A 12,158-nucleotide genomic window follows, 5' to 3' on the forward strand; every position below is an offset into this window, starting at 1 on the left:
CGCTTTTAAAAGCGCTCGTGTCAAACCGTAACAGGTGTTTTTCTCCTTACTGGGCTCAAAACGGTAAGGAAAGTGTTGTTCTGACCTGATTTTGTGCTTTTTCCACTGATTCAGTTCAAGGTTCCGGTGAACGGCTTGAAATTGAAATAAAACGTATTTTGAGTTTTGCTTGTAAATGAAAGAAAGTATCCTTAGATATATAAGAGTTATTTCTATCAAATAAGGAGGATGTAATGATGAAAACCGTAGATGAATCAAAGACGATTTCTGTGACCAATGATCGATACCGACTGAAATACCATGTGATGACGCCGTTTGGGTGGATGAACGATCCCAATGGTTTCTCGTATTTTAATGGTTATTACCATCTCTTCTATCAGTACAATCCGTACAGCGCCGAATGGGGGCCGATGCACTGGGGTCATTACCGCAGTCGTGATCTGGTGCATTGGGAGCAGTTGCCCATCGCCTTGGTGCCAGGTGACCCGGAAGATGCGAATGGCTGCTATTCCGGTTGTTCGATTGGCAAAGATGGACGTCTTTACCTGATGTATACCGGGCATAATCTGTTACGGCCTGATGATCCGTACCATTACCGTGAGGTGCAGAACATCGCTTATAGCGATGATGGCGTCCATTTCACGAAATACGAAGACAACCCGGTTATCGCTATGCCGCCGGAAGACAATACGCAGGACTTCCGTGACCCAAAGATTTGGCAACATGACGGCCATTATTATGTCATCCTTGGTTCCCGTGGTAAGGACGGGCTTGGTCGCGTGCTGGTCTATCGTTCGGACGATTTGTTGCACTGGGAATACCGTGGGCCTATCGCCAAGTCCGACGGGGAGAAGACGCAGGGCCATATGTGGGAATGCCCTGACTTCTTTGAGCTGGACGGCAAAGATGTTCTGCTGTTCTCGCCACAAGGCATTGAAGCCACCGAGAAGCAATACCTCAATCTCCACCAGACCGGGTATTTCGTGGGTGATATGGATTATGAAGCAAACCGGTTCACGCACGGCGATTTCAGCGAAATCGACCACGGGCATGATTTCTACGCCACGCAGACAACACAGTCGCCTGATGGCCGAAGAATCCTGATCGGTTGGATGGACATGTGGGAATCGGCTATGCCTGAACAGGAAGACGGTTGGGCCGGGGCGTTGACGATACCTCGCGAGCTGACGTTGCGCGATGGGCATGTCTATATGAATCCGGCAAGGGAGCTCAAGGAACTTCGGCAGGCGACCGTTCTCGACGAAAGCACGGAAGTACGTCTTGAGCGGTTGAACCTGCCTGATCCTCAGCATGTCGAGTTGCTGGTTGAGGGTGAACTCGCAAATTGGCAGGGACATCGTTTCGAAGTCATGCTGAAAACCGAATCGGGCCTGCTGATTTCACTTTCGTACGACAAAGACTCGGGGGAGTTGGTTCTGAATCGTCCCGACAAAGGCGATGACGCCAAGCGTTTCGGCACCGTAAAGCGGAGCGATACGCTGAAGCTGCAGATTTTCATCGATACCAGCTCCGTCGAGTTCTTCGTCAACGACGGCGAAACGGTGTTCACCGAGCGCTACTTCACCGAGCAGAAGCCGACCATCGAGCTCAAGGCCGATGCTGAGCTGCCCTTGCATTTGACTGCATATGCTCTCGGCTGAGTTGGCGTGAAATCAAACTACACATTTAAGGATTAGGCCCAACGTAATATATACGTTGGGCCTAATATTCTAAACCAAAAGTAATTGGAAGCCGACCTGCACGAAAGACGCAGGTATTCTGCCTTATGACTCATGCGAGTCGGGGGGGGGCTAATATTCTGTCATTAAAGGAAATAAACATATTAGAGTTGTACGTCCAAAGAAGGATACCGGCAATGCGAAAGAACGCAAGGGGAATTATCGGCATAGTGGCGGCGTTGCTTTGCGTCGGCAGTTTGTCCGGTTGCGGGGCAAAGAGCACTGAACCGAGTGCCGGCGAAGTAGCCGACAGATTCTCTGCGATGAAAAAGTATGATGTCAAGCCCAACGGAAATATAACAACGGTTACTACTTCCAAAAGCGGCACGTTTTATGTTCTGGCCTATCGTGATGATTTGGAAAAGATGAAAGCCGAAAGCTGCACGGTTGACGGCAATCCCATGAAAACAAGTACCGAAGATCTCAACTACCCGGATTCCAAGGGCAAGAACCTCTTCACATTTGCGCAGGCAAAGATAGGACAATCCGGTGACCACAAGCTCAGCTGCAATCAGTCTGGGACTGCTAATTTAAAAGCGTTGTTTGAAGCTACAAAATAGAAAATTATCGGATCTTCAATACAACTGAGGAGAAGAAAGATGAACAGTCAAAAACGTATTTTTCGCGTGTGTGTATGCATAGTTGTCTGCCTTGCTTTGCCGTTATCTCTGGGAGCGTGTGGGAATGACGGCTCGCTGCCACATGGTAATGAAAGTGTTTCTTCCTCGGAATCATCGAAGGTCAAGGATACGGGCAAAAACTTTTTCAAAGAAATGTATCAAGGCGATTCGAAATCAATTATGAGTTATGCAAGTAATCGTTGCTCAGATGATACATCTCTAGCCAAGAAATACGATTTAACCGGCTCGTTGAGACTTGATAAAAATTGGCATAAGAATCTCCAACACATTACTCAAGGTATTGATAAAGGCAAGGTGGTAAAGGGAGATTCCGATTCCTCGGCTATCCTCACAAGCGATGCAGTGGTCGATTTAGGTTTTGCCAAGGAAGATGGGCAGTGGAAAGTCGACTATCAGACCTGTAAATCGGTCGTCCAAGGCGGATTCATCAAGGATGATTAATTACGTTTTCCTTGCGGAACCAGTAGGCAGAACGACACAGGTGTAATGGCATTGTCCTTGAGCAACGCGAAAGCCGGCCCCTATGAGAGACACAGGCACTCCGGCTTTCACATCCCTTTCCCCAGCGGGGCGGGCTCGGTTCAAGCTTAATATGAAAAGTGGTTTGCACCAAATCGATGGTGCAAACCACTTTTTGTTAGGCTATGAAAATCTAGCGCTTACTTCACGGCGTTGAGCCACTGTTCCTTGGTGGCCTTTTCACTCTCGAGCTTGGACTTCTTGGCCGGGTCGGACTCGGCGGCGATCTTGGCATCGAGCTCGTCGAGCTGGGCCTTGAGCTGGGTCTCGAAGCTGGAGACTCGGGCGTCGGCCTCGGGGTCGCTCTTCTGCCAGGCGGCCTGTTCGACGGCCTTGATCTTGTTGTCGACGGCGTCCAGCCGGCTTTCGATGCGGTGCATGTCCTCACGAGGCACGTAGCCGATCTGATCCCACTCGTCCTGGATGTCGGCCAGCGCCTGACGAGCCTTCTTGGCGGCCTTCTCGTCGGCGACCGGTACCAGAGCCTCGGCCTTCTTCAAGAGCTCTTCCTTCTTGGCAAGGTTGTCCTTCTCGTTGGAGCTCATCTGGTCGCGGTCGGCCTGACGCGCGTTGAAGAAGACGTCGCATGCCTCGCGGAAGCGTGCCCACAGCTCGTCGTCTTCCTTGCGCCCGGCACGTCCGGCAGCCTTCCAGCGGTCCATCAGCTCGTTGAATTGGTGCGAGGTGGCGCCCCAGTCGGTGGAGTCCTTGATTTCATTGGCTTCCTTGATGATCTCTTCCTTGACACGCTTGGTCTCCTCGCGGGAGGCGTCGCGGGCCTGAGCCCACTTGCGACGGTGCTGGTTGAAGGTGGTGCGGGCGGCGGAGAAACGCTTCCAGAGCGCATCGGCGGTCGGCTTGTCGATGCGGATGGTAGTGCGCTGATGCTGCTGCCAAGCCTCGAAAAGCGAACGGAACTTGTCGGCGGTGGAACGCCAGTTCGTGTTCTCTGAAAGCGAATTTGCGAGGTCTTCGGCCTTCTCCACGATGGCTGTGCGCTCCTTGATCGCCTTCTCGAGAGCGGCCTTGCGCGCCTCGGCCAGCTCGGCCTTCTTGGCTTCTCCAGCCTTCTTCAGCTCCTCGTACTGTGCCTTGAGCGCGGCGATATCGCCGACGATGGCCGGATTGGTGGTTTCCTCGCCCAGGTTCTTGACCGATTCGTCGATCTCGTGGGGCTTGATGTTTGCGGCCTTGAGACGCGTGGCAAAGAGATCGAGCTTGGCCTTGAGATCGAGATAACGGCGGGCATAGAGCGTCAGAGCCTCTTCATTGGTGGCACCGGGGAATTCGCCGACTTCGCGTTCGCTTTCGCCTTCACGTACGTAAACCGTGCCCTTCTCGTCCACGCGTCCAAACGCTTCGGCAGCCTTGACGTCGGCCTCGGAGTAGGTGTGAGCAGGGGCTGTGACCGGGTGCTTTGCAGGTTTCTTGGCAAAGGCCAGGGGAGAGGGAACGTGCGGTTTCGGTGCGGGCTTGGTGGGCTCTGCCGGCGTCGTAGGAGCAGGCGCGCTCGGCGTGTCGTCAGGCTTCGGTGCGGCCGGCGCAGTCGGTGCTGCTGCGTCCGCAGCCTTCGGCGCCTGAGGCTCGGCCTGAGTCTGCGCTGCCGTCGTTTCTACTGGTTGGGACGTGGCGCTGGCCTGTGCGTCCGCGGCAGGCTGCCCTGCCTGTGCGTTGGATTCATTGGTGTTTTCGGTTTCAGTGACTTGTTCGTCGGCCATGGCCAGCTCCTTGAGAGTCTTCGTGTAACAGGTGTTGCGGGTTCGAGACGGATGCCTCATTTTTCCACAACACCATTTATTATAGGGAGTTATGGCAAAAGGCGCATCAATATCAGGATTTCCGGAATGGCTGCCCGAAGAACGGGTGGTCGAACAGCGTGTCATCGACACGGTCCGCAGGGTTTTCGAACTCAACGGATTCATCGGCATCGAGACCAGAGCGGTCGAGGAAGGCTCGAGTCTGCTGAAAAAGGGCGAGACCAGCAAGGAGATTTATCTGCTGTCCCGGCTGCAAGAGGTCGGACACGAATCCGACACCCCGATCGAGCATCGTCTCGGGCTTCATTTCGATTTGACCGTTCCGCTCAGCCGTTATGTGGTCGAGCATTCCGGTCAGCTCACCTTCCCGTTCAAACGCTGGCAGATTCAGAAGGTCTGGCGTGGTGAGCGTCCGCAGGAAGGCCGTTTCCGTGAGTTCGTCCAGGCCGACATCGATGTGATTGGCAACGGCGAGCTGGAAGACCACTATGAGGTCGAGCTGCCGTTGGTCATGGTTCAGGCGCTTGAGCAGCTGCGTCAGTTCGGCCTGCCCAAGGCCACGGTGCACGCCAACAACCGCAAGCTTTCCGAAGGTTTCTACCGCGGTCTGGGCCTGAGCGATATCGAAGGCGTGCTGCGTGAGATTGACAAGCTCGACAAGATCGGTGCCGACGAAGTGGTCAAGCTTCTGGTCAGTGAATGCGGTGCGAACGAGGCGCAGGCACGGGCCTGCCTTGAGCTGGCAGAACTGACCGCCAAGGACGGCAAGGAACTGCTCGAGAAGTTCGATGAATTGTGCGCTGGTCATAATATTTCGCAGGATACCGATGCCTACAAGCTCGCTCGCGAAGGCCTCGACACGTTGGCGATGATCGTCGACGAAGCGGCCATCACCCGTCCCGGTTCCGTCATTGCCGATCTGAAGATCGCGCGCGGCCTCGATTACTACACCGGATCGGTCTACGAGACGTTCCTTGACGGCGCCGACCAGCTCGGTTCCATCTGCTCCGGTGGTCGTTACGACAATCTCGCCTCGCAAGGCAACAGGAAATACCCGGGTGTGGGCCTTTCCATTGGATTGTCGCGTCTGGTCTCGTATATGCTGCACACCGCGGGCGCGCACGCTTCACGCGTGTCTCCGGCAGCCGTCATGGTGGCCGTGTGGAACGAAGACGACCGTCTGGATTGCAACCATATCGCCACTGCCTTGCGCGATCGAGGCATCGCCGCCGACGTCGCCCCGAAGGCAGCGAAACTCGGCAAGCAGATCAAGTACGCCGACAAACTGGGCATTCCGTATGTCTGGTTCCCGGCGGACGCATCCGGCGACGGTGAGGGCAGCGACCATGACGAGGTGAAGAACATCATCACCGGCGAGCAGGTTCCCGCCGATGTCAAGTCATGGCAACCCGATACGCTGTATGCTCAGCAAACCGTCTCTTTGGACAAATAAAAGAGCGCGGATTCTCGCGGTTTTCGAGCGGTTAGTAGATAAGGAATAGAGGGAGCATGAGCCAGACGGCTTATAGAACACACCATGCCACTGAAGTCACCGAGGCCTTGATCGGTCAGAAAGTAACCCTTGCGGGCTGGGTCGACCGCAGGCGCGACCACGGCGGCGTCGCCTTCATCGATCTGCGCGACAGCACCGGCTTGGTGCAGATCGTCATCTACGACGAGGAGATTGCCCGCCCGCTGCGCAGCGAGTTCGTCATCCAGGTGGTCGGCGAGGTACGCGAGCGTCCGGACGGCAATGAGAACGAGCATCTTTCCACCGGCAAAGTGGAGGTCGTCGTCGAGTCCCTCAAGGTGTTGGCCAAGTCCGACGCCCTGCCGTTCCAGGTTTCCACGGCCCTCGAAAACGAGGCGGAGAACAAGCTGCCCGGCGAGGACATCAGGCTTAAGTACCGTTACCTCGATCTTCGTCGTCCCTCCATGCAGCGCAACCTGAAGCTGCGCAGCGATATGACCCGTGCCGCACGCCATGCGCTGGAGGATATGGACTTCACTGAGGTGGAGACCCCGACCTTCATCAAGTCCACTCCTGAAGGCGCACGCGACTTCGTGGTGCCGGCGCGTCTGGTGCCCGGTTCCTGGTACGCGCTGCCGCAGTCCCCGCAGCTCTTAAAGCAGCTGTTGATGGTGGGCGGCGTCGAGCGCTACTTCCAGCTGGCCCGCTGCTATCGCGACGAGGACTTCCGTGCCGATCGTCAGCCTGAGTTTACCCAGCTCGACATGGAGATGAGCTACGTCGACCAGGAAGACGTGATGGCCATGGCCGAGAAGGTCATCGCCGCCATCTGGAAGACGCAGGGCTACGACATCAAGCTGCCGATCGATCGCATCACCTGGCAGGACGCCATGGACAAGTACGGTTCCGACAAGCCCGACCTGCGCTTCGGCAACCCGATCGTCGAGCTCACCGATTACTTCAAGAACACGCCGTTCCGCGTCTTCCAGGCACCGTACGTCGGCGCTGTGGTCTTCCCGGATGGTGCGGACACCCCGCGCCGTCAGTTCGACGCATGGCAGGAATGGGCGCGCCAGCGTGGCGCCAAGGGTCTCGCCTACGTGCAGTTCACCGGTGACGGCACCTTGAAGGGTCCCGTGGCCAAGAACCTTTCCGATGAAGAGCGCAATGGACTTAAAGAAGCCGTGGGCGCCAAGGACGGCGACGCAGTGTTCTTCGCCGCGGGCCCGCGTGAATCCTCCCAGCTGCTGCTCGGCGCCGCTCGTGTCGAGATCGCGCGTCGTGCCGGCTTGCTCGACCCGAAGAAGTTCGCGTTCACCTGGGTGGTCGACTTCCCGTTGTTCAAGCGCGCCGATGACCCGGATGACGATGACGTGGCCGTGGGCAACTCCAAGTGGACCTCCATGCATCATCCGTTCACCATGCCGAGCGCCGACTGGATCGACAAATTCGACAAGGACCCGGAGCACGCGATGAGCGACTCCTACGACATCGTCTGCAACGGCGAGGAGATGGGCGGCGGTTCGGTGCGTATCCACCGCAACGACATCCAGGAGCGCGTGCTCGACGTGCTCGGTATCGGGCAAGAGGAAGCGCAGGAGAAGTTCGGCTTCCTGCTCGAAGCCTTCAAATACGGTGCCCCGCCTCACGCAGGCATCGCGCTGGGTTGGGACCGAACGGTTTCGATTCTCGCCGGATGCGACACCATCCGCGACGTCATCGCCTTCCCGAAGGCCGGCGGCGGCCGCGATCCGCTCACCGGCGCACCGGCCCCGATTTCGGACGCCCAGCGTGCCGAGACCGGCGTCGATTACGATCCGGAAGAGGACGAAGACTGATTTGATTTTGTAATATTCATTACAAATCACCAACGTATGAATGTGTCCAGTTCATTTTGAGCTGGACACATTTGTATGCACGGGCAGCTGAAACCATTGATATTCTCAAAATGATAGGCAACAATAAACAAGTAACAATAATTGCTGATATGTCTCAATAATTTCGCTGGTAACTATGTGGTAACACTGTGCAGGTATACTGCTTTCATGTCTGAAACAAAAGAAACCACTATAGAAACGCGCGAAAATGACGCGTCGAAACCATTGATGGACGAAAACCATCCACTGGTTGAGCTGTCCCATGTGGAGAAGCATTTCGGCAAACTCCATGTTCTGAAGGATATCAATCTCAAGGTCAACAAGGGCGAGGTGCTTGTCGTCGTAGGACCTTCCGGTTCCGGCAAATCCACGATGTGCCGTACCATCAACCGGCTCGAGACCATCGATTCCGGCACGATCCGCATTGACGGCCAGCCGTTGCCTCAGGAAGGCAAGGACCTCGCCAACCTACGTGCCGAAGTCGGCATGGTCTTCCAGCAATTCAATCTCTTCGCCAACAAGACGATTCTGCAGAACGTCACGCTTGCGCCGGTCAAGGTCCGTCACATGGACAAGAAGGACGCCGACGACCTTGGCATGGATCTGCTGGCACGCGTAGGAGTCGAAAACCAGGCCAACAAGATGCCGTCCCAGCTTTCAGGTGGCCAGCAGCAGCGCGTCGCCATCGCCCGTGCGCTTGCCATGCAGCCCAAGATCATGCTGTTCGACGAGCCCACTAGCGCACTCGATCCGGAAATGGTCAATGAGGTGCTTGATGTCATGATCAAGCTCGCCAGCGAGGGCATGACGATGATCTGCGTGACCCACGAGATGGGCTTCGCTCGCAAGGCGGCCGACCACATCGTATTCATGGCCGACGGAAAGATTCTGGAAAAAGGAACGCCTGACGAGTTCTTCGACCATCCGAAGACAGATCGTGCCAAGGACTTCCTCTCCAAGATTCTTACGCACTGACCTTTTTGACGTGCGTCGGTGATATCGGAGGTTTTGTCAATCGCGATTGCCGTCAGCTGTGACACACGTCTTGACATCAACAAGGCAACAGATCATTAATCCGCTAAACAGCGAATGGGGAAGTATCGGGAAAGCAACAATCTATGAAACCATCATTCAACCATTTTTCGCGCACCTGGCGCAGGGTCCTCGCGGCCTTCTGCGCACTGGCTTGCGTGTTTACCGTAGCCGCGTGCGGCACGGACAACGAGGCGGGCAAGATCCGCATCGGCATCAAATTCGACCAACCTGGGGTCGGCTTCAAGAAATCCGGCACCTACGTCGGATTCGATGTGGACGTGGCCCGCTACATCGCCCGCACCCTCGGCTATTCCGATGACGAAATCGTCTTCAAGGAAGCGCCGAGCAAGCAGCGTGAGGCCATGTTGCAGAACGGCGATGTCGATATGGTCATCGCCAGTTATTCCATCACCGATGAACGCAAGAAAGCCGTCACGTTCGCCGGTCCGTATTTTGTGGCCGGGCAGGACCTGATGGTTCGCAAGGACGACCACGAAATCACCGGCCCCGACAGTCTCAACGGCAAGCGTCTGTGCTCGGTGACCGGTTCCACATCGGCCGAAGTGATCAAACAGAAGTTCTCGTCGAAAGTACAGCTGATGGAGCAGCCCGGTTACGCGGAATGCGCGACCGCGTTGTTCAGCGGCATCGTCGACGCGGTGACCACCGATGACATCATTCTGGCAGGCCTCGCCTCCAACGCCCACGGCAAGCTGAGACTCATCGGCAAGCCGTTCACGCAGGAATACTATGGTGTCGGCGTCAAAAAGGGCAACCTCAAATTCGCCAGGAAAATCGACAAGGCCATCGCGCAGATGGAAAAGGACGGTTTCTGGAAACGCGCCATCACCGACAATACGCGTGGGGTCAAGTACAAGCCGAATATGAAATATAATCCGCCGAAGCCGGATCTCGGGCAGACGGGAGTCGCGAAATGAGTGAATTCCTGCAATTGTTCAGCCAATATAATGTTCCCGGCGCATTTCTGGTCAATATCGAGCTGACCCTTTTCTCGGCGCTGTTCTCGCTGGTGCTCGGAGTCATCCTCCTGATGATGCGCATCTCGCCGATCTCTTCTTTGCGAACCGTGGCGAGCGCCTACGTCGAGTTCTTCAAGAACATGCCGTTGACCATCATCATGGTGTTCATGGTGCTTGGCGCCTTCGCCCAGCTCAAGCTGACGTTCTCCAATACGTTCGCCGTCAACTTCTTCTGGCTTGCGGTCACGGGACTGTCGCTCTACACGGCGGCATTCGTCTGTGAATCCCTGCGTTCCGGCATCAACACCGTCCCGCTGGGGCAGGCCGAGGCGGCTCGTGCGCTGGGCTTGAATTTCATGCAGTCCGCCACCCAGGTCATTCTGCCGCAGGCCTTCCGCGGTTCCGTCGCACCTCTGGGCAACACATTGATCGCGTTGCTGAAGAACTCGACGGTGGCCGCGGCCGCGTCGGTGGCCACCGAAACGTCGAGCCTGATGAGCGAGATGATCGAGTTCCATGCGAATTCCATCGTCGCGATCTTCCTGATCTTCGCGTTCGGCTACGTCATTCTGATCATTCCCATCGGGGCGCTGACAACGGTGCTTTCGAACAAGCTCGCGGTACGGAGGTGAACGCATGAGCAAGAACAACAACGAATCGTCCGTACTCTTCGACGAGCCGGGGCCCAAAGGCAAACGTCGTATCCGCATCGCCAACTGGATCGGCGGCATCCTCGTCGCCATCCTCGTGGTCCTCATCCTCATGCGCCTGCATAACCCGCCGGACGGCGAAAACCAGCTGGACTGGGAGCTTTGGAAGCCGGCGCTTGACGGCGAGGCCTGGACGGACTTCTACCTGCCCGGGCTGTGGATGACCATCAAGGCCGCCACGCTCGCGGTCATCGGTTCGGTCGTCTTCGGCCTGCTCTTCGGCATCGGCCGATTGCTGCCAAGCAAGATCGTGAGGGCCGTTTCCGGCGTCATCGTCGAGTTCTGCCGCGCGGTGCCGGTGCTGATGTTCATGATCTTCTTCTGGAGGCTCTTCTCCTTCATGGGCATCCAAAGTGCTTCCTATTGGGCCGTCGTGCTCGGTCTGATCCTCTATAACGGCTCCGTGGTCGCCGAACTGGTGCGCAGCGGCGTAGGCAACCTGCCTGGCGGACAGCGGGAGGCTTCGTTGGCCCTAGGGCTCACCACCACGCAATCGCTTATGCAGATCGAGGTGCCACAGGCCGTCTACGCCATGCTGCCGGCCGCGGTGACCCAGCTGGTGGTGGTATTGAAGGATACCGCGCTCGGCTCGATCATCATGTACACGGACCTTTTGCAGGAATCCCGTCGTCTCGGTTCGATGTACTTCAACATCCTGCAGACGTTGGTGGTCGCCGGCGTGGTCTATTTCATCGTCTGCGCGCTGCTTTCCAAGCTCGCGGAATGGCTTCCGAGCCGTATGCAGGAACGCACCGCCGCACCGACCGAGCCGGAACCCGTCGCGCCGATCGCCATCATGGACGCCTCGAACGTCAACCAGATCGCGGTGGCCAAGGAAGTGGATGAGGATCGTTACGGCGGGGTTCCGCGTCGCTATCACGTCCATCACCGCGGTTCCAACGCTTCGGTGCGCGAGTGGCGTAAGACCCGCTATATGCAGGGCTACGATGCCACGCACCCGGAGAGCGAGAAGGATCCCGAACATATCGAGTTCCCTGACATCCCGATTCCCGGACTGAAGCACGGTCCGCATGGGGCCAAGCCTGGCGAAGGTAAGAACGAGTAGGTTATAGCGTTTTTGCCATGGTGACCATCACTTTGCGGGTGGTCACCATTTTTGTCGATTATACGTTTGCTGGTTGGTCGTGGGATGGGAGGATATGCGATGTTCGACACGCTCCGGGCTGAGCCGTAAAAACGTAGTCCTGTGGACTGCGTTTAGACGAAGTGGACGCGATATATCGAGCGTGAAGACAAAATCTTTGATTTTGTTCGGCCAAGTCTTTACGGTCGAACATCGCATATCCTTCCATCCCACTTATGCAGCGTTCAATATGACAGACATAATGTCATGGCATTCTATTCTCCGTACTGTAATCGGTCTTGAAAAGTCATTCAAAACGGCTCAAGGTAAATTTGCTGCGTAGCC

The 12,158-nt window shown here is 56.3% G+C and carries 10 protein-coding genes; 9 read left to right on the forward strand and 1 reads right to left on the reverse strand.

From position 1 onward, the window contains the following. Nucleotides 1-233 precede the first annotated feature (233 nt). From OZX71_RS03645 to OZX71_RS03655, 3 genes are all read left to right on the forward strand, one after another. On the forward strand, nt 234-1,661 hold the full coding sequence (locus OZX71_RS03645) for a sucrose-6-phosphate hydrolase (RefSeq protein WP_277160538.1): 1,428 nt from the start codon (nt 234-236) through the stop codon (nt 1,659-1,661). A 215-nt stretch (nt 1,662-1,876) separates the two neighbouring features. After that, nucleotides 1,877-2,299 (forward strand): hypothetical protein, encoded by a 423-nt coding sequence (locus OZX71_RS03650; protein ID WP_277160539.1) that lies wholly within the window; start codon nt 1,877-1,879, stop codon nt 2,297-2,299. A 39-nt stretch (nt 2,300-2,338) separates the two neighbouring features. Next, nucleotides 2,339-2,821 (forward strand): hypothetical protein, encoded by a 483-nt coding sequence (locus OZX71_RS03655; protein WP_277160540.1) that lies wholly within the window; start codon nt 2,339-2,341, stop codon nt 2,819-2,821. A gap of 218 nt (nt 2,822-3,039) precedes the next feature. Here OZX71_RS03655 and OZX71_RS03660 read toward each other — a convergent pair whose 3' ends face one another. After that, a complete protein-coding gene (locus OZX71_RS03660; protein ID WP_277160541.1) occupies nt 3,040-4,617 on the reverse strand; it encodes a DUF349 domain-containing protein in 1,578 nt (525 codons plus the stop codon). 91 nt (nt 4,618-4,708) lie between these two features. Here OZX71_RS03660 and hisS point away from each other — a divergent pair, with 91 nt between their 5' ends. The 6 genes from hisS (at nt 4,709) to OZX71_RS03690 (ending at nt 11,795) form a co-directional block, all read left to right on the forward strand. Further along, entirely contained in the window at nt 4,709-6,109 is a 1,401-nt protein-coding gene (hisS, locus tag OZX71_RS03665) for a histidine--tRNA ligase (protein ID WP_277160542.1), read from the forward strand. A 56-nt stretch (nt 6,110-6,165) separates the two neighbouring features. Beyond that, the gene (aspS, locus tag OZX71_RS03670) at nt 6,166-7,965 is read left to right on the forward strand and encodes an aspartate--tRNA ligase (RefSeq protein ID WP_277146968.1); all 1,800 of its coding nucleotides are present in this window, start codon (nt 6,166-6,168) and stop codon (nt 7,963-7,965) included. Between the two features lie 267 nt (nt 7,966-8,232). Then, entirely contained in the window at nt 8,233-8,979 is a 747-nt protein-coding gene (locus OZX71_RS03675) for an amino acid ABC transporter ATP-binding protein (RefSeq protein ID WP_277147377.1), read from the forward strand. Between the two features lie 143 nt (nt 8,980-9,122). Then, a complete protein-coding gene (locus OZX71_RS03680; protein ID WP_277146966.1) occupies nt 9,123-9,977 on the forward strand; it encodes a glutamate ABC transporter substrate-binding protein in 855 nt (284 codons plus the stop codon). Beyond that, the gene (locus OZX71_RS03685; protein WP_277146964.1) at nt 9,974-10,651 is read left to right on the forward strand and encodes an ABC transporter permease subunit; all 678 of its coding nucleotides are present in this window, start codon (nt 9,974-9,976) and stop codon (nt 10,649-10,651) included. Before OZX71_RS03680 ends, OZX71_RS03685 begins: the two co-directional genes overlap by 4 nt. 4 nt (nt 10,652-10,655) lie before the next feature. Further along, complete coding sequence (locus OZX71_RS03690) at nt 10,656-11,795, forward strand: amino acid ABC transporter permease (protein ID WP_277146962.1); 1,140 nt, start codon at nt 10,656-10,658, stop codon at nt 11,793-11,795. Nucleotides 11,796-12,158: the final 363 nt, after the last annotated feature.

The organism is Bifidobacterium sp. ESL0764, from assembly GCF_029395515.1.
GTDB lineage: Bacteria > Actinomycetota > Actinomycetes > Actinomycetales > Bifidobacteriaceae > Bifidobacterium.